Annotated in this window: 14 protein-coding genes and 1 pseudogene; 9 read left to right on the top strand and 6 right to left on the bottom strand. The window is 75.5% G+C overall.

The features are described 5' to 3' along the window. Positions 1 to 23: 23 nt before the first annotated feature. The gene (locus DQ240_RS05200) at positions 24 to 1,151 is read right to left on the bottom strand and encodes a serine hydrolase (protein ID WP_113838529.1); all 1,128 of its coding nucleotides are present in this window, start codon (positions 1,149 to 1,151) and stop codon (positions 24 to 26) included. A gap of 50 nt (positions 1,152 to 1,201) precedes the next feature. Here DQ240_RS05200 and DQ240_RS05195 point away from each other — a divergent pair, with 50 nt between their 5' ends. From DQ240_RS05195 to DQ240_RS05185, 4 genes and pseudogenes are all read left to right on the top strand, one after another. After that, positions 1,202 to 1,963, top strand: a complete 762-nt coding sequence (locus DQ240_RS05195) for an SDR family oxidoreductase (RefSeq protein ID WP_113838528.1) — start codon at positions 1,202 to 1,204, stop codon at positions 1,961 to 1,963. Positions 1,964 to 2,052: 89 nt separating this feature from the next. Continuing rightward, positions 2,053 to 2,505, top strand: a pseudogene (locus tag DQ240_RS23920) (D-alanyl-D-alanine carboxypeptidase family protein); the annotation flags it as partial. Between the two features lie 189 nt (positions 2,506 to 2,694). Then, complete coding sequence (locus tag DQ240_RS23915) at positions 2,695 to 3,357, top strand: response regulator transcription factor (RefSeq protein ID WP_233498517.1); 663 nt, start codon at positions 2,695 to 2,697, stop codon at positions 3,355 to 3,357. Continuing rightward, complete coding sequence (locus tag DQ240_RS05185; RefSeq protein WP_113838526.1) at positions 3,354 to 4,457, top strand: HAMP domain-containing sensor histidine kinase; 1,104 nt, start codon at positions 3,354 to 3,356, stop codon at positions 4,455 to 4,457. Before DQ240_RS23915 ends, DQ240_RS05185 begins: the two co-directional genes overlap by 4 nt. A 3-nt stretch (positions 4,458 to 4,460) precedes the next feature. Here DQ240_RS05185 and DQ240_RS05180 read toward each other — a convergent pair whose 3' ends face one another. Then, the gene (locus DQ240_RS05180; RefSeq protein ID WP_113838525.1) at positions 4,461 to 5,069 is read right to left on the bottom strand and encodes a TetR family transcriptional regulator; all 609 of its coding nucleotides are present in this window, start codon (positions 5,067 to 5,069) and stop codon (positions 4,461 to 4,463) included. 135 nt (positions 5,070 to 5,204) lie between these two features. Here DQ240_RS05180 and DQ240_RS05175 point away from each other — a divergent pair, with 135 nt between their 5' ends. From DQ240_RS05175 to DQ240_RS05160, 4 genes are all read left to right on the top strand, one after another. After that, positions 5,205 to 7,403: an MMPL family transporter gene (locus tag DQ240_RS05175; protein ID WP_113838524.1), complete on the top strand. Its 2,199-nt coding sequence runs from the start codon at positions 5,205 to 5,207 to the stop codon at positions 7,401 to 7,403. 309 nt (positions 7,404 to 7,712) lie between these two features. Further along, entirely contained in the window at positions 7,713 to 10,115 is a 2,403-nt protein-coding gene (locus tag DQ240_RS05170) for a hypothetical protein (protein ID WP_113838523.1), read from the top strand. Next, a complete protein-coding gene (locus tag DQ240_RS05165; RefSeq protein WP_113838522.1) occupies positions 10,105 to 10,923 on the top strand; it encodes an ABC transporter ATP-binding protein in 819 nt (272 codons plus the stop codon). The genes DQ240_RS05170 and DQ240_RS05165 overlap by 11 nt, the downstream gene beginning before the upstream one ends. Continuing rightward, entirely contained in the window at positions 10,920 to 11,558 is a 639-nt protein-coding gene (locus DQ240_RS05160) for an ABC transporter ATP-binding protein (RefSeq protein WP_113838521.1), read from the top strand. The genes DQ240_RS05165 and DQ240_RS05160 overlap by 4 nt, the downstream gene beginning before the upstream one ends. 10 nt (positions 11,559 to 11,568) lie before the next feature. On the opposite strand, the gene DQ240_RS05155 is transcribed toward DQ240_RS05160, so the two are convergent. From DQ240_RS05155 to DQ240_RS05140, 4 genes are all read right to left on the bottom strand, one after another. After that, entirely contained in the window at positions 11,569 to 12,645 is a 1,077-nt protein-coding gene (locus DQ240_RS05155) for an alkene reductase (RefSeq protein WP_113838520.1), read from the bottom strand. 147 nt (positions 12,646 to 12,792) lie between these two features. After that, a complete protein-coding gene (locus DQ240_RS05150) occupies positions 12,793 to 13,695 on the bottom strand; it encodes a diguanylate cyclase domain-containing protein (RefSeq protein WP_233498509.1) in 903 nt (300 codons plus the stop codon). Positions 13,696 to 13,780: 85 nt separating this feature from the next. Continuing rightward, complete coding sequence (locus DQ240_RS05145) at positions 13,781 to 15,262, bottom strand: MFS transporter (RefSeq protein ID WP_233498508.1); 1,482 nt, start codon at positions 15,260 to 15,262, stop codon at positions 13,781 to 13,783. 110 nt (positions 15,263 to 15,372) lie between these two features. Beyond that, positions 15,373 to 16,809: an MFS transporter gene (locus tag DQ240_RS05140; RefSeq protein WP_113838595.1), complete on the bottom strand. Its 1,437-nt coding sequence runs from the start codon at positions 16,807 to 16,809 to the stop codon at positions 15,373 to 15,375. A 153-nt stretch (positions 16,810 to 16,962) separates the two neighbouring features. On the opposite strand from DQ240_RS05140, the gene DQ240_RS05135 reads away from it, so the two are divergent. After that, positions 16,963 to 18,168: an EAL domain-containing protein gene (locus DQ240_RS05135; RefSeq protein ID WP_113838519.1), complete on the top strand. Its 1,206-nt coding sequence runs from the start codon at positions 16,963 to 16,965 to the stop codon at positions 18,166 to 18,168. Positions 18,169 to 18,170 lie beyond the last annotated feature (2 nt).

Here is an 18,170-nt window from a genome sequence, read left to right as displayed (position 1 = left end):
CACGAGCAACCGGGGAGGAACCCTCAGAGCGCGGCGTAGACCGCGCGGACGTAGGCCTCGGCACGCGCGTTGCCGATCAGCCCAGGCGCCATGCGGTTCATCATGTAGGTGATCGTGAGCCGCCGGTCGAGGTCCATCACCGCGAGCGAGCCACCCCAGCCGCCCCAGAAGAAGGTGCGACCGGCCGGCACGTACGGCACCACCGGCGAGCCCAGGCAGAAGCCGATCCCCCAGGTGAACGGCGCCTCCAGCACCAGGTCCACGCCGTCGGACTGCTGCCGGAACACCTGCTCGATCGTCTCCTCGGAGAGCAGCCGCACCCCCCCGGCGGAGCCGCCCAGCGAGAGCACCCGCAGCACGTCCAGCACCCCGCGGGCGTTGGAGTGCCCGTTGAGCGCGCCGAGGTCGGCCGCCCGCCACTCCGGCGAGGTCGTCGCCTTCACCGACATCGTCGGCGCGGTGAACGTGCGGACGGCGATCGAGTCCGGGTCGATCTCGCCGGTGGGTTCCGCGCGCGGCGGCGCCACCAGCGGCGCGATCCGGCCCCAGTCCCGCTCCTTCGCCCCCACCTGGAAGTCCGCTCCCAGCGGGCCGGCGATCTCCTGGCGCACGAACCGCCGGAACGTCTCGTTGGTGATCCGCCGGATCACCTCGCCGACGAGGAAGCCCTGGTTGGCCGCGTGGTAGCCCGACGCCGTACCCGGCTCCCACCACGGCCGCTGCGCCGCCAGCCGCTCGGTCGCCGAGGGCCAGTCGTACATGTCCTTGACCGAGAACGGCTGCTCCCAGCCCGACACCCCCGAGGTGTGCGACATGACGTGCCGCACCAGCACGTCCTTCTTGCCGTTGGCGCAGAACTCGGGCCAGTAGTCACCGACCGGCGCATCGAGGTCGAGCTCGCCCCGCTCGACGAGCATCAGCGCCGCCAGGTTCAGCACGCACTTCGTCGTCGACCAGACGTTGGTGATCGTGTCCTGCGTCCACGGCGTCGTCCGCGCCTCGTCCCGGTACCCACCCCAGATGTCGACGACGGTCTCGCCGTCCAGGTCGACGGCGACCGACGCCCCCAGCTCGTCGCCGTCCAGCTCGCGCGCCAGCGCCTCCCGTACGCCGGCGAAACGTCCCTCGCATGTGCCCTGCACCTCAGCCATCACCACTCCCTACCCGGAACGCGCCGCCCAACCGTCACTAGCCTGCCGGGATGCCCACTGCTCTGATCACCGGCGCCAGCTCCGGCATCGGCCTGGCCTTCGCCGGGCGGCTCGCCGCCGACGGGTACGACGTCGTCCTCGTCGCCCGCGACCGCGAGCGCCTGGAGGCCCTCGCCGCCACCCTGCGCGCCGAGCGAGGTGTCACCGCCGACGTCCTCGTCGCCGACCTGTCCGACCGCGAGCAGCGCCGCCCGGTGGAGCAGCGGCTGGAGCAGGGTGTGGACCTGCTGGTCAACAACGCCGGCTACGCGACGCCGGGCGACTTCACCGAGACCCCGCCCGAGGTGCTCGCCGCCAACCTCGAGGTCAACGTGGGCGCCGTCCTCGCGCTGACCCGTGCGGCGCTGCCGGGCATGCAGCAGCGGCGCAGCGGAGCGATCGTCAACGTCTCCAGCGTCGCCGGCTTCCTGCCCGGCCGCGGCTCGGTCTACGGCGCGGGCAAGGCCTACGTCACCACGCTCTCCGAGAGCCTCGCCGTCAGCGCCGCCGCGCACGGGGTGCGGGTCATGGCGCTGTGCCCCGGTTACACGAAGACCGAGTTCCACCAGCGAATCGGGCAGCAGCGCTCCGGCCCGGCGTTCCTCTGGATGGACGCCGAGCGCGTGGTCGCCGACGCCCTCGCCGACCTCGAGCGCGGGCGGGTGCTGTCGATCCCGGGCGCGGTCTACAAGGGCGTCTACGCGATCACCCGGATCGTGCCGCCGAGCCTCGTGCGCCGGCTCGCCGCGCGGTCGGCCAGCGGCCGCGGCTGACGATCCCGCGGGTCGAGCCGGTCCACGTATCGCCCACGTATGCGGAACTGGAGACGCTCTGGCAACCGGCTGCTGGCTGGACTGCCTGCATGCCGACCCGATCCCGCGCCGCCCTGCTCCTCGTCCCGCTGCTGCTCGGCGGCCTCACGGCGTGTGCCGACGCCGCCGGCGGCACCGCCCGCGACCGCGCGGAGAACGCGCTCGTCCCCGGCACGACGGGACAGGGCGCGCCACAGGTCGGTGGCGTCCTGACCGCGGCGGACGGCTGGCTGCCCGACGGCGAGTCGCTGTCCCCCTTCGACCCCGTGCCGGCCATCGAGAACCTCACCCCCGACGTCCGCGCCGCCGTCCAGCAGGCCGCCTCCGCCGCCGCGGACGACGGCGTCGTCCTGCGGATCACCAGCGGATGGCGCAGCGCGGCCCTCCAGCAGGCCCTGTTCGACCAGGCGGTCGTGGAGCACGGCAGCGAGGAGGCGGCCCGCGCCTTCGTCCTGTCCCCCGAGGAGTCCGAGCACGTCACCGGGGATGCCGTCGACGTCGGCCCCACCGAGGCCATGTACTGGATGAGCCGGTACGGCGCCGAGTTCGGCCTGTGCAGACCTACGGCAACGAGATCTGGCACTACGAGCTGGCCACCGAACTTGGGACCGCGTGCCCGCCTCCCCTGCGCGACGCCCGCGCCGGGTGAGCGGCATACGCCGCCGATACGTCGCCGTCCCTACCCTGACCCCGTGCGGGTGCTGATCGCGGAGGACGAGCCCTACCTGGCCGACGCCGTCCGCGACGGGCTGCGCCTCGAGGCCATCGCCTCGGACGTCGTCCACGACGGCGACAGCGCCCTGGAGAACCTCGCCGTCACCAGCTACGACGTCGTCGTCCTCGACCGCGACCTGCCGGGCACCTCCGGCGACGAGGTGGCCCGCCGGATCGTCGCCGACGGCCTGAGCTGCCGGATCCTCATGCTCACCGCCGCCGACCGGCTCGAGGAGAAGGTGGCCGGCTTCGAGCTCGGCGCCGACGACTACCTCACCAAGCCGTTCGCGATGCGGGAGCTCGTGGTGCGGCTGCGCGCCCTGGCCCGCCGGCCGGTCGAGGGCACCCCGCCGGTCGTCGAGTTCGCCGGCCTCACCCTCGACCCGTTCCGCCGCGAGGTCTACCGCGACGGGCGGTACGTGGCCCTGACCCGCAAGCAGTTCGCGGTGCTGGAGGTCCTGCTCGCCGCTCGCGGCGGGGTGGTGAGCGCGGAGTCGCTGCTCGAGCGGGCCTGGGACGAGAACGCCGACCCGTTCACCAACGCCGTCCGCATCACGATCTCCTCGCTGCGCAAGCGGCTGGGCGAGCCGTGGCTGATCGCGACCGTCCCCGGCTCGGGCTACCGGATCGCCGAACGGTGAGCGCGCGGCTCAAGCTGACGCTCAGCTACGCCGGCTTCCTCGTGGTCGCCGGGTTCGCCCTCGTCGCGCTGCTCGTCTACATCCTCCGGTTCGTCCCGGAGGGCAACCTGAGCATCCCCACCGCGGAGCCCGACGGCTCGCCGGGTCGACCCGGGCGGTTCGTCCCCGACCGCGGCGACCTGCTGACGGCGCTGTGGCCCAAGGCGTGGATGGTGCTCGGGGCGCTGGCGGTGGTCGGGCTCGCCGGCGGCTGGTTCCTCGCCGGCCGGATGCTGCGCCCGCTGCAGCGGATCCACCGGGTCACCCAGCAGGTGGCGGCCGGGTCGCTCGACCACCGGGTCCGGATGGCCGGCCCGCGCGACGAGTTCCGCGAGCTCGCCGACACCCTCGACACGATGCTCGACCGCCTCCAGGCCTCGCTCGACGAGCACCGCCGGTTCGCCGCCAACGCCTCCCACGAGCTGCGCACCCCCTACGCCGTGGAGCGCTCGATGCTCGACGTCGCCCTCGCCGACCCCGCCGGCGTCGACGTCCCCGAGCTCCTGCACCGGCTCGACCGGACCAACCGCCGGGGCACCGAGACCGTCGAGGCGCTGCTGGCGCTGGCCGCCCTCGACCAGGGCCGCACCCCTCCCCGCACGCCCGTCGACCTGGCGGAGATCACCGCCGCCGTCGTCGCCGAGCTGGCCCCGGTCGCCGGCGACGCGGGGATCGCCGTCCGCACCGAACTGGGCGAGGGCGACCTCGACGGCAGCGAGTCCCTGGTCCGGCAGCTGGTGGTCAACCTCGTGCTCAACGGGATCCGGCACAACACCGGCCCGGGCGGCAGCGTCACCGTCGTCACCGGGACGGCGGACGGCGGCCGGGCGCAGCTGCGGGTCACCAACACCGGCCCCTACGTCCCGGAGCACCTGCTCGGCACCCTGACCGAGCCGTTCGTCCGCGGAGCCGGACGGGTGACCGCCGGATCGGAGTCGATCGGGAGCGGGCTGGGGCTGGCCATCGTCGCCCGGGTTGCCGAGGACCACGGCGCCGACCTGGAGCTCTCCGCCCCGCTGTCGGGCGGGCTCCAGGTGACGGTCACCTTCCCGAGCCCGTGACGCTCAGGCCTCGCGGCGGCGGGCCGCCTTCCGGTAGCCGGCCAGCAGGTGCGCCCCGAGCTCGGTGAGCTCCTCGCGCAACCACTCGTCCGGGGCGTCGGCCGGCGCGGCGATCAGGCCGCCGGCCAGGGCCTGCAGGGTCGCCGCGGCCCAGATCCGGCTCAGCGCGTCGGCGTCGGCGCCGACCAGCATCGCCTCGGTGCGCTCCCGGATCTCGGTCGCCTGCTGCACGACGACGTCGCGGGTCATCGCGGCCGCGTCCCGGGCCAGCCAGACGGCGAACCGGCGGTGCCGCAGCAGGTAGTCCACGTACCGCCCGACCTCGACGACGCCGGCCCGGCGGGAGGACGCCGGCCGCTCCTCCCCCTCGGCGACCAGGGCGCTGACCTCGGCGAACGCCGGCTCGACCAGCGCGCGCAGCAGCTCGTCCTTGGTGTGGAAGTGGTAGTAGACGGCGGCCTTGGTGACGCCGAGACGGTCGGCGATGTCCTGCAGGCTCGTGCCCTCGAACCCGTGCGCGGTGAACAGCTCCAGCGCGGCGTCGAGCACCCGCTGCGCCCCCGCCGAGCGGGCGGGAGCCGCCGGAGCGGACGCGGGGCCGGTGCTGGTCACCGGCGCACTGTAGACGCTCCGGGCGTGACGCGGGTCATCCGTCACCTAGCCGTTCGGCTAGTACAGTCCTTGCCGATCGGCTAGGCGCCGCTGCCGTCGTCTCGCGCCCGACCACCGACCTCCCTGGAGCCTCCCGTGGCCGTCCTCCTCCACCGTCTCGGACGCTGGGCCTTCGCCCGCCGGAAGACCGTCCTGCTCGCGTGGGTCGTCGCCCTCGTCGGCCTCGGCGCGCTCGCCGGCGCCTTCGGCCGCGATGCCGACGCCCAGCTGAGCATCCCCGGCGTCGAGTCCGTCACCGCCCTCGAGACGCTCGCCGAGCGCTTCCCCGAGGGCGGCGCCGGCGGTGCCACCGCCCGGATCGTGTTCGCCGCCCCGGAAGGCAGCGCGGTCACCGACCCGGAGTACGCCGCCGCCGTCCAGCAGGCGCTGGCCGAGGCCGCGGAGGCCGAGCAGGTCGCCGCCGTGAGCGACCCCTTCGCCCGGCAGGGCGTCTCCCCCGACGGCGCGGTCGCCTACGCGACGGTCAGCTACGACGTCCAGGTCCCCGACGTCACCGACGACGCCCGCACCGAGCTGCTCGCCGTCGCCGACGCCGCCGAGGACGCCGGGCTGCAGGTCGAGTTCGGCGGCGAGGCCACCCAGGCCGCACCGGCGCAGGGCGCGGCCGAGGCCATCGGCGTGCTCGTCGCGATGGTCGTCCTCGCCATCACCTTCGGCTCGCTGCTGGCGGCGGGGCTGCCGCTGCTGACCGCCCTCATCGGCGTCGGCGCCGGCATGGCCGGGGTGCTCGCACTGTCCTCCGTCGTGGACCTGACCAGCACCACGCCCACCCTCGGCCTGATGATCGGCCTGGCCGTCGGGATCGACTACGCCCTGTTCATCACCATCCGGCACAAGGAGCAGCTCGCCGCCGGGATGGGCGCCCGCGAGTCCGCCGGCCGGGCCGTCGGCACCGCCGGCAGCGCGGTCGTCTTCGCCGGCCTCACGGTCATGATCGCGCTGGCCGGGCTCACCGTCGTCGGGATCCCGTTCCTCACCACGATGGGCCTGGTCGCCGCCGGCATGGTCGGCGTCGCGGTCCTGGTCGCCCTGACGCTCGTCCCCGCGCTGCTCGGCTTCGCCGGCGACCGCTTCGACCGCTGGAAGGTGCCGGGCCTGCGCCGCCGCCAGGCCGCGCTGGCGACCGGGGACTCCGCCGGCACCCGCTGGGCGCGCCGGGTCACCCGCCGCCCGGTCGCCGTGCTCGTCGCCGGCGTCGTCGGCCTGGGAGTCGTCGCCCTGCCCGCGCTCGACCTGCGGCTGGGCCTGCCCACCGAGGGCGACCTCGGCGCGGAGACCACCCAGCGGCAGGCCTACGACCTGCTCGCCGGCGCCTTCGGTCCCGGGTTCAACGGCCCGCTCACGGTCCTCGTCGACGCCACCGACGCCGACGACCCGACCGCCGCCTTCGCCGCCACGGCCGCGGCGGTCGGCGAGCTGGACGGCGTCGCGACCGTCGCCCCGCCGCAGCCCAACGAGGCCGGCGACACCGCGATCCTCTCCGTCATCCCCGAGGACGGCCCCTCGGCGGCCGGCACGGAGGCGCTGGTGCAGGACATCCGCGACCTGCGCCCCGGCCTCACCGACGAGACCGGCTCCGAGCTCGCCGTCACCGGCAACACCGCGCTCGGAATCGACATCTCCGAGAAGCTCGGCGCCGCGCTGCCGGTCTTCCTCCTGGTCGTCGTCGGCCTGGCGTTCCTGCTGCTGATGCTGGCCTTCCGGTCGGTCCTCGTGCCGATCAAGGCCACGCTCGGCTTCCTGCTCAGCCTCGCCGCCACCTTCGGCGCCCTGGTCGCCGTCTTCCAGTGGGGCTGGCTGGCCGGGCTGCTCGGCGTCGAGTCCACCGGCCCGGTGCTCAGCTTCCTGCCGATCCTGCTCATCGGGCTCCTGTTCGGCCTCGCCATGGACTACGAGGTCTTCCTCGTCAGCCGGATGCGCGAGGAGCACGTGCACGGCACGGAGCCGACCGAGGCGGTCGTCGGCGGCTTCCGGTCCGGCGCCCGCGTGGTGACGGCGGCGGCGCTGATCATGGGCTCGGTGTTCGGCGGGTTCATCCTCGGCCACGACGCCACCGTGAAGAGCATCGGCTTCGCGCTGGCGTTCGGCGTGCTGGTCGACGCGTTCGTCGTCCGGATGGCGATCGTGCCGGCGGTGATGACGCTGCTGGGCCGCCGCGCCTGGTGGCTTCCCCGCTGGCTGGACCGGGTCCTGCCCGACGTCGACATCGAGGGCGCGGCCCTCGAGCGGCGCGACGCCGAGACCCGGCGGGAGCTGGCCTCCGCCGACCGCTGACCCCGCGGACGCTCGTGCTCTGCCCGCTCGAATGGGCAGAGCACGAGCGCTCCGAGACCTGTGCGTGCTGGATGCCGGAGCACCGGGGCCGCTAGTTTCCGCGGATGCGCGCGCCTGGGCCCCGGTCGCGCCGCACGCTGCGGCGGCTGCGTATCGCGCTCCTGCCGCACCGGGACCAGGCGCTCGGGCTGACCGTGCTGGTCGCGGTCCTCGCCGCCGTGGTCGTCTCCGTCCCGCTGCTCGCCGGGTCCGCCGAGGAGGGCAGCTGGCAGCGCGAGCGGGCCGCCGCCGGCCGCCCGCGCTGGGCTGGTGGACGACGCCGTCACCGCGACCGCGACCGAGATCGGTCTGGACCCGCCCCGCGCCCTGGTCCGGATCCGCGACACCGTCTTCATCCCGACGCCCGAGGGCGCCAACCGGCTGCTGCTGTTCTCCCGCACCGGCGCGGAGGAGAACGTCGACGTCCTCGCCGGCGAGGCCCGTGCCGACGCCGTCCTCGTCCCGCAGCGCCTCGCCGACCTGAAGGGCCTGCGCCCCGGCGACGTCCTCACCACCGAGAGCTCCGACGGGACGCCGCTGGTGCTGCCGATCGGTGGCGTCTACGCCGACCTGCCTCCGGAGTTGCCGCCCTACTGGGCCGGGCAGGAGGCGCTCCTCACCCAGCCGCGCTACCGGGGCCTGGACGACCCGATCTACCCCACCGCGGCGGTGATCGCGCCCCGCTCGATCGTCCTCGCCGCCGCCGACGAGGTCGAGAGCGGCCTGTTCCTCGAGTGGTTCCTCCCGCTGGCCGACGGCCTGGACGTCGACGCCGCCCGGGCCGCCGCCGCCCGCCTCGACCGCTTCCGCTCGGCCCTGGCCTCGCCGGGAGGGGACGTCGGCCGGCAGGCCGCGGTCGCCGGCCTCGGGCCGCCCGCGCCGCAGTCCCGGCTGCCCGAGGCCCTGCGCACCGCCGACCGCACCGTCGAGCTGCTCGTCCCGCCGGTGACCGCCGTCGGCGCCGGAGGCGCGCTGGCCGCGCTGGTGCTGGTCGGCGCCTGGGCCGGGCAGCGGGTCCGCCGCCGCGAGAGCGAGCTGCGGGCCCTCCTGGTCCGGGGGCTCTCCCCCGCCCGGGCCGCCGGCGCCGCCCTGCGCGAGGCGGTCCTGCCGGTGCTCGGCGGCACGGCCGCCGGGAGCGCGGCCGGGTGGCTGCTGGTCCGCGCCCTCGGCCCCTCCAGCTCCCTGCCGGACGGCGTCGCCCGCTGGGCGGCCCTCGCGGCCGCCGCCGGTGCGCTCACCGCACTGGTCACCGTCGCCGCGGTCACCGCCGTGGCCGTCGGCCGGATGGACGTCGTCGGCCGCCGCCCGCGCCGCACCGTCCCGTGGGTGGCGGTCACGGCGGGGATCACCGTCGCGGTCACCGCGCTCGTCCTCACCGGCGACACCGACGACGGCGGTGACCTGCAGCTGCTCCCCCTCGTGCTCCCGCTGCTGGCCACCGTGGTCGCGGCCGGGGCGCTCACGGCCCTGCTGCCCCGGCTCGGCCGCCGCGGCCGGGCGCGCCTCGGGCGGCTGGCTCCCGCGCCGTTCCTCGCCCTCTCCCGCGTCGCGGCCGGACGCGGCGCCGTCCGCCTCGTCGTGGTGACCACGGCCCTGGCGCTCGGGCTCGTCGTCCAGGCGGGCACGCTCGCCGACTCCGCCGCGCGCACCGTCGACGCCAAGGCGGCCGTCGCCGCGGCCGGCGACGTCGTCGTCCCGCTGCTGCGGCGCGTCCAGGACGCGGGGCCCTCACCCGAGGGCGCCACGATCGTGGAGCGGGCCACCCGCCTCACGCTGGTGCCGCAGGACCTGGCCGTCGACGTGCTGGCCGTGCGGCCTCCCGACCCGGTCGACGTCGTGCGCTGGGACCCCCGGCTCGCCGACCGCCCGCTGGCCGACCTCGCCGCGGCGCTGGAGGACCACCGCGGCGACCGGGTGCCCGTCGTGGTCGCCGGCTCCGTCCCCGGGGACCTCGACGGGGACCTGGTGGCCGAGTTCGCCCGCGTGTACGCCGTGCCGGTGGAGGTGGTGGGCCGGGTGACCGCCTTCCCGGGGCAGCGGTCCGACGTCCCGCTGCTCGTCGCCGACCAGGACGGCTTCCGGGCGGCCATCGAGGCCGCCGGCCGGGACCCGGAGACCTTCCTCGACCAGGAGCTGTGGGCGCGCGGCGAGGCCGCTCCGGTGCTCGGCGCCCTCACCGCCGCCGGCTGGTCCTTCGACCCCGACCAGGTGGTCACCTCCGGCGACTTCGCCGCCCGCCCCGAGCTCAACGCCCGGACCTGGTCCTTCGGTCACCTCCGCGGCGTCGCCGCGCTCGCCGGCCTGCTCGGTCTCACCGGCCTGGCGCTGCAGGCCGTCGCCCAGCAGCGACGCCGGGCCGCCGCCTCGGTGCTGCTGACCCGCATGGGCGTGGGCGCCGCCGCCCAGCGCAGCGCCGCGGCGCTGGAGACGGGCCTGCTCGCCGGCCTGAGCGCCGTCCTCGCCGTCGCCGTGGCCCTGCCGGTGTCGGCGCTGCTCGTGGAGCTGCTCGACCCGGTGCCCGACGTGCTGCCCGGCCCGCTGGTCGCGGTGCCGTGGGGCTCGCTCGTCGCGGTCGTCGCGGGTGCCGCCCTCGCGACGGTCGCCGGGGCCGTCCTCACCGGCCGGGCCGCTCGGCAGGCCGACGGCGGACGGGTGATGCGCGATGCCACCTGACCCCCCGGCCGCGTCGTGTGAGGGACTGGTCCGCATCTACTGGTCCCCGAGCGGCGAGGTGCACGCGCTCAAGGGCGTCGACGTCGTCGTCCCGGCGGGCCGGGTCACCGCCATCACCGGACCCTCGGGCTCGGGCAAGAGTTCGCTGCTGCGGATCCTGGCCGCGCAGGACCGGCCGACCGCGGGGCGCGCGGTGATCGCCGGGCAGTCGCTCGGCGGGCTGTCCACCCGCGGCCTGCGCACCCTGCGCCGGCGCTCGATCGGCTACGTCTTCGCGCGGCCGGCGCAGAACCTCTCGCCGCACCTCACCGTCCGCGAGCACCTGGCCGCGGCGGCCCGGCTGCGCGGCACCGAGGGGGACGACGCCGCGGAGCTGGTCGACCGCCTGGGTCTCGCCGACCGGGTGGACCACCGGCCCGCCGAGCTCTCCGGCGGCGAGCAGCAGCGGCTGGCCTTCGCCCAGGCGGTGACCGGCCGGCCGGCCCTGCTCGTCGCCGACGAACCGACCAGCGAGCTCGACAGCCGCACGACCGCCGACCTCCTCGAGGCCGTGCGCGGCCTGGCCGGGACCGGGACGACCGTCGTGCTCGCCACCCACGACCCGCTCGCCGCCGCGGCGGCCGACCGGGTGGTCCACCTGCGCTCGGGCACGGTCGCGCACGAGGAGGTGGCCGGGCGCCGGCTCGCGGTGATCGACGGCGACGGCCGGATCCAGCTGCCGGAGGACGCCCTCGCCCGCTTCCCCGACCGGCGGGCGCTGCTCGAGGTCACCGAGGACGGCGTCGTGCTGCGGGAGCCCGGGCGGTGAGCGCGCTGCGCGGCGTGGACCTCGCGAAGTCCTACCGCCGCGGCCGGGAGCGGGTGCACGCGCTGCGGGGCGTGTCGCTGGACGTCGGACCGGGCGAGCTGGTGGCGCTACTGGGCCGCTCGGGGTCGGGCAAGTCCACGCTGCTCAACTGCCTGCTCGGCTGGGAGCGGCCCGACGCCGGCACCGTCTCCGTGCCGGGCGCCGAGGCTCCTGCGACGGCGCCGTGGACGACCGTCGCCGTCGTCCCCCAGCAGTTCGGGCTGCTCGAGGAGCTCACCGTCGGCGGCAACGTCACGCTGCCCGCGCGGCTGGCCGGCGACGCCGACCCGGCGGCGGCCGCGACCGCCGCCCTGACGGCCCTGCGCCTGGACGCTCTCGCCGACCGGCTGCCGAGCGAGGTGTCGCTGGGCCAGCAGCAGCGGACCGCGCTGGCCCGCGCCCTCGTCGTCCGCCCGGCCTTCCTGCTCGCCGACGAGCCGACCGGGCACCTCGACGAGGAGCTCACCGGCACCGTGCTCGGCGTGCTGCGGGAGGCCTGCGCCGGCGGGACCGGCGTGCTGGTGGCCAGCCACGACCCGGCGGTGGTGACGGCGGCCGACCGCGTGCTCCGCCTGGAGGACGGCCGGCTCGCCTGACCCGGCCGGGTCAGCCGGCCCGGAGCACCGGGTAGTCGGTGTAGCCCTCGGCGCCGTCGGCGTAGTAGAGGTGCGGCCGCTGCTCGTTCTCCGGGTGCTGCCCGGCCCAGCGCTCGACCAGGTCGGGGTTGGCGATCACGGCCCGGCCGACGGCGACGACGTCGGCGTGCGCGCTGTCGATGAGCGCGACCGCCTCGTCCCGGGTGGTGATCGAGCCGAAGCCGCTGTTGGCCATGAGCGGCCCGTCGAAGCGGCGACGCAGCTCCTGCACCAGGTCCCCGGCCGGCTCGCGGTGCAGCACCGAGAGGTAGGCCAGGCCGAGCGGCCGCAGCTGGTCCATGAGGTACCCGTACGTGGCCAGGACGTCGTCCCGGTCGGGCTCGAGGGCGTCCTGGATGCCGTGCTCCGGAGAGATCCGCAGGCCCACGCGCCCGGCGCCGATCTCCGCGGCGACCGCGGTGGCCACCTCGACGACGAAGCGGGCGCGGTTCTCCGGCGAGCCGCCGTACTCGTCGTCGCGGCGGTTGGACGCCGGGGAGAGGAACTCGTGCAGCAGGTAGCCGTTGGCGCCGTGCAGCTCCACGCCGTCCAGGCCGGCCTCGATGGCGCGGCGGGAGGCGTCGACGAAGGTCTGCACCCGCTCGCGGACCTCCGCGGTGGTCAGGGCGTGCGGCACGGGATAGGCGTGCTTGCCGGTGGCGGTCCGGGCCTCGCCGTCGATGGCGATCGCGCTCGGCGCCTCGACCCGGCGGCCGCCGTTGATGTCGGGGTGGGTGACCCGGCCGCCGTGCATGACCTGCATGACGATGCGACCGCCACGGGCGTGCACGGCGTCGGCGACGCGGCGCCAGCCGGCCACCTGCTCGTCGGTGACGATCCCGGGCTGGCCGACGAACGCCTGCGACTCGTGCACCGGGTAGGTCCCCTCGGTGACGATCAGGCCGAGGCCCGCGCGCTGGGCGTAGTGCTCGACGACGAGGTCGCCGGGGACGCCCTGCGCGCCGGAGCGCATCCGGGTCAGGGGCGCCATCGCCACGCGGTTGGCGAGCTCGAGGGCGCCCAGGGTCACGGGGGAGAAGAGGTCCACGCCTGGTTGGGACACACAGGCCCCGTCGGACATTCCGGAACGCGACCGTGATCACGCCCGGTCGGGGGAGGTCTCCCAGGACGCTCGGGCTCTGCCCCACATACGGGGCAGAGCCCGAGCACCGCGGGAGACACCCCGACGGCCCGGTCAGCGCAGCGTCTCCGGCGGGTCCTCCCGCACCGAGCGGCGCCGCCGGTGGGTCTTCACCCCGTACATCGCGCGGTCGGCCCGGGCGATGAGCTCGTCTGCGGTCTCGCCGTCCCGCCCGACGGCCACGCCGACGCTCACGCCGAGCCGCAGCGGCCCGGCCGGGGTGGTGAACGGGACGGTCATCCGCTCGGCGACCTCGGCGGCGAGCTGCTCGAGCTCCGCCGCGGAGGCCGCGGGGCAGACGACGACGAACTCGTCCCCGCCGAAGCGCGCCACCAGGTGCTCGGGCGGGACCGCCGCCGCGAGACGACCGGCGACCTCGGCCAGGACGCCGTCGCCCACGGGGTGCCCGTGCGCATCGTTGACCTCCTTGAAGTCGTCGAGGTCGCAGAACAGCACGCCGCAGCCCGCGCCGCCCTCCTGGTGCACGCGCAGCACCTCGAACAGGACCGCCCGGTTCGCGATGCCGGTCAGCAGGTCGGTCTCCGCGCGGTGCAGCAGGCGCGCGTGCCGCTGCGGGTCCTCGGTGACGTCGACCGCGACGCAGGCGATGGCGTGCGGGCGCCCGGCCTCGTCGGTGAGCACCGTGTTGCGCATCGCGATGCGGCGGCGCTCTCCGGTGCCGGTCAGCCAGTCCCCCTCCTGTGGGTGCGCCTGCCCGGTGGCGACGGCTCGGGAGACGGCGTCCCGGGCGAGCGCCACGTGCTCGGGCACCACGTAGACGTCGGTGAAGTGCCGGCCGAGCAGCTCGGCGGCCGACCGGCCGGTGAACCGCTCGAGGGCCGGGTTGGCCAGCAGGATGCGGCCCTCGCCGTCCACCACGACGAGCAGCGCCTCGGTGGTCTCGACCGCCGCGCGGAGCAGCACGGGGTCCATCCCGTCGACCTGCTCCGCCGTCACGTCGCGCGCGCTCCCGTGGCCGTCCGGGCCGTCGCGCCCGGTCCCGGGACCCTACGTCCGGGCCGGGACCGGCGCAGCCGGCGTGCTACTCGCGCCCGTCGCCGACCAGGGTGGCCGCCGGCACGACGCCGGCCTGCGGGTGGCGCAGCGGCGCCTCGGGCTCCTCGTGCGTCACCGGGTCGCGGCGGACGGCGGGGACCAGCAGCCCGGCCAGCGCGGCCAGCAGCAGCGCCCCGGCCGCGAGCAGGAACGCGGTGGTGTAGCTGGACTCGGCGGGGAAGCCCGAGGGCTGCAGGTCCGCCGTCACCACGCTGGCCAGCAGCGCGGTGCCGATGGCGCCGCCCACGGTGCGGATGTTCGCGTTCATCCCGCTCGCGACGCCGGTCTGCGACGACGGCACCGCGGCGACCACGAGGTTGGCCATCGCCGAGAACGCCAGGCCGAAGCCCACGCCCATGAGGATGCCGATCAGGGCGATCTCCCAGAGCGAGTCGTTGGCGACGGCGAAGAGGCCGAACCCGAGCGAGCAGGAGAGCGCGCCGGCGATGAGGACCAGCTTGGACCCGAAGCGTGCGACCAGGCGCCCCGAGGAGAGTCCGGTGAGGAACGAGGCGGCCGACTGCGGCAGGAGCACCAGCCCCGCCACGGTGATCGACGCCGCCAGGCCGTAGCCGGTCAGCTCCGGCGTCTGCAGGAACTGGGGGATGAAGGCGAACCCGGCGTACATCGCGGCGCCGAAGAGCAGGCCGACCAGGTTCGCCGTCCACACGCCGCGGATCCGCATCATCCGCATGTCGATCAGCGGCTGCCGGGCCCGGGACTCCACGGCGATCCAGACGACGAGCAGGACCACCGCGCCGACGAGCATCGCGACGACCGCGGGCGATCCCCAGCCCCACTTCGGCGCCTGGGTGACCGACAGCAGCAGGCAGACCAGCCAGCCCGACAGCAGCAGGGCGGCGAGGAGGTTGATGGAGCCCCCCGCCCGCACCCGGGACTCGGGGATGACCAGGTGGGCGCCGACGGCGGCGAGGACCACCGCGATCATCGGGAGGAAGAACAGCCAGCGGTAGCCGAGGCCGTCGACGATCGGCCCGGCGACCACCGTGCCGATCGCGCCGCCCACCGCCATGAGCGAGGAGATCGTGCCGACCGCGCCCGGTACCCGCTCCGGGGGGAACTCGTCGCGGATGATCCCGAAGGCCAGCGGCAGCACGCCTCCACCCGTCCCCTGGACGACGCGGGCGATGATCATGAGCGTCAGCGAGTCCGCCAGGCCGGCCAGCAGGCTCCCGACGGCCAGCGCGCCGAGGGCGGCGACGAAGACCCGCTTCTTGCCGACCATGTCGCCCAGCCGTCCCAGGATCGGCGTGCAGACCGCGGCCGAGAGGAAGTTGGCGGTGAGCACCCAGGCGACGTCGGCCTGGGTGGTGTCCAGCTCCGCCTGCAGCACCGGCAGCACCGGGTTGACCATCGACTGGAGCAGGACGAACGCGATGACGCCGACGGCGATGACCCCGTACGTCACCTGGTAGCTGGCGCGCGGCGGCGCGGGGTCGGCGGTCACGGTGCTCGCGAGGTCCTCTGTTCTCGTTGCTGTACGCAACCGACGATACGGGACGGTTCCGGTGGTCCGGCCCGTCGGCGACTACTCCTCGGCGCCGGCCGCGGTCGGGCTCACGTGTCGGTCGGCAGCGGGGCCACCGGGGACGCCGAGGGCCCGGCGACGGCGGCCCGGCGGGCGGCGCGGCGGGGGTCGGGCATGACGCGGGTGGCCAGCGTGGCGGCGAACATGGCGACGGTGAGCAGGAGGAAGCCGGTGGTGTAGCCGGCCTCGGTCGGCAGGCCACCGGCCGGGGCGGTGGAGGTGACCACGGTCGCCATCACGGCCGAGCCGATCGACCCGCCGATCGTCCGGATGTTGGCGTTCATCCCGCTGGCCGCGCCGGTCTGGTCGCGCGGGACGGAGGTGACGACGACGTTGGCCAGCGCCGCCTGCGTCGTCCCGGTGCCGAACCCCAGCAGCACGAAGGCGATGGCCAGCTGCCAGTGCTCGTCGTGCGCCACGGTCACCAGCCCGTAGGCGAGCGCGGTCAGCAGGGTCCCCGCGGTGACGATGTTGCGGGAGCTGAAGCGCCGGCCCAGGCGTCCGGCGAGCAGCCCCGCGACGAAGCCGGCGGCCGTCTGCGGCAGCAGCGCGAGCCCGACCTCGCTGATGCTCGACCCGAACCCGTAGCCCGCCGAGGACGGCGTCTGCATGAACTGCGGGATGAAGGCGAACGCGGCGAAGATCGTCAGCCCGACGAGGAAGGCGATCAGGTTCGCCGTCCACACCGCGCGCAGCCGCATCATGCGCATGTCGATGAGCGGCGCGGCCGAGCGCGTCTCCACGGCGATCCAGCCGGCCAGCAGCACGACGCCACCGGCCAGCAGCCCGACCACCGCCGGCGAGCCCCAGCCCCACGCGGTGGCGCGGCTGACCCCGAGGAGGACGCACACCAGCCAGGCCGAGAGCAGCAGCGCGGCCGGCACGTTGACCCGGCCGGGGGTCCGCACCCGGGACTCGGGGATCACCCGGTGCGCGACGGCGGCCGCGACCACCCCGACGCCCAGGGGCAGCCAGAACAGCCAGTCCAGGCCGAGCGCGGAGTCGATGGGCCCGGCGATCACCAGGCCGGAGCCGGAGCCCACGGCGATGAGGGAGGAGAGCGCGCCGATCGCGCTGGCCACGCCGGCGTCGGGGAACTCGTCGCGCAGGATGCTGTAGCCGAGCGGGATGACCCCGCCGCCGATCCCCTGCAGCACGCGGCCGGTGACCATCAGCGGCATCGCGCCGGCGAGCGCCGACAGCAGGCAGCCGACGCAGAGCACGAGGATCACCGCGACGAACAGCCGGCGCTTGCCGAACATGTCGCCGAGCCGGCCGACGATGGGCGTGGCGACCGCGGCCGCGAGCAGGTTCGCCGTCAGCACCCAGGTGACGTCGGCCTGGGTGGTGCCCAGGTCGGCCTGGATCGCCGGCAGCACCGGGATGACCATCGACTGGAGCAGCGAGTAGGTGCACAACCCCGCGGCGAGGACGGCGAAGGTCGCCCGGTGCGACCTGCGACCCACCCGCTCGTCCACGCGTCCCCCGCTCACTGGTTGCTGCCGCCGACCGAGCACTGTGACAGGACCCCGCGGTCGTGGCCCGTCCGGGTGACAGCCGCTCACACTCCGGCGCCGGGTTGCCGATGGAGGAGGACCACCACCGGAAGGGGCACCGCCGTGCGTCGACAGCGATCGGCCGCCGATCAGCAGATCGCCGAGCTCCTCGGCACGGCGCGCTCCGCCCTCGGCATGAGCGTCGCCTTCCTCAGCCGGTTGGACGGGACCACGCAGCACCTGGAGGTCGTCGACGCCTCCCTGCCGGCCTCGGTGCTCGTCCACGAGGGCGCCCGCGTCGTGCAGGAGACGTCGTTCTGCCAGGCGATCCTCGACGGCCGGCTGCCCGCGGTGATCCCCGACGTGACGGCCTCCCCGCTGGCGATGTCGCTGCCCTCGGCGCGCATCCCCCGCATCCGCAGCTACGTCTCCTCCCCCGTCCGGCTCAGCGACGGCAGCCTGTACGGCACGTTCTGCGCCTTCGGGTTCACCTCCGACCCCGAGCTGGGCAAGCGCGACCGGGCGCTCATGGACGTGCTCGCCGGCGCGGCTGCCGTGATCGTCGAGCCCGCGGTGCGCGACCAGGAGCGGCGCAGCGACATCGACGCCCGCCTCGGCCCCGTGGTGGCCGGCGGTGGGCCGACCGTCGTCCTGCAGCCGATCGTCGAACTGGCCACCGGGCACCGGGTCGGCGCCGAGGCGCTCAGCCGCTTCCCCGCCGAGTGGGAGAGGACCCCCGACGTCGTCTTCGCCGAGGCGCACAGCGTCGGCCGCGGGCACGAGCTCGAGGTGCTGGCCCTGCAGGGCGCCGCGGCGCACCTGGACCGCGTCGGCGGCTACGTCGCCATGAACGTCTCCCCCGCGACGCTGCTGACCCGCCCCTTCGCCGATCTGCTCGCCACGCTCCCGCTGTCCCGCGTGCTGCTGGAGCTCTCCGAGCACGACCCGGTCGCCGACTACGACGCCCTGACCTCGGCGCTGCTGCCGTTCCGTGCGGCCGGCCTGCGGCTGGCGATCGACGACGTCGGCGCCGGGTTCTCCTCGCTGCGGCACATCGTGCTGACCTCGCCCGACGTGCTGAAGCTCGACCGCAGCATCGTCGCCGGCGTGGGCGGCGATCCGGTGCTGCGGACCCTCGTCGGCTCGCTGGTCTCCTTCGGCCACGGCTGCGGCGCGACGATCGTCGCCGAGGGCGTGGAGACGGCGGACGACGCGACGACCCTGCTCGCGCTGGGCGTCGACCTGGGCCAGGGCTGGTTCTTCGGCCGTCCGGGCCCGGCCGAGGCCCTGGCTCCGGCGGCGGTCGTTCCCTCCCCGGCCCGCGTGTAGCC

It is taken from the genome of Blastococcus sp. TF02A-26 (genome assembly GCF_003319125.1).
In the GTDB taxonomy this organism is placed as follows: Bacteria; Actinomycetota; Actinomycetes; order Mycobacteriales; family Geodermatophilaceae; genus Trujillonella.
Note: the sequence above shows the minus strand (reverse complement) of the source record. Positions and strands in the feature narration are given on the sequence as shown.

Coding starts and splice junctions, on each gene's coding strand:
- DQ240_RS05195 (WP_113838528.1), top strand. CDS start 1,202: ATGCCCACTGCTCTGATCACCGGCGCCAGCTCCGGCATCGGCCTGGCC.
- DQ240_RS05200 (WP_113838529.1), bottom strand. CDS start 1,151: ATGGCTGAGGTGCAGGGCACATGCGAGGGACGTTTCGCCGGCGTACGG.
- DQ240_RS05165 (WP_113838522.1), top strand. CDS start 10,105: ATGCCACCTGACCCCCCGGCCGCGTCGTGTGAGGGACTGGTCCGCATC.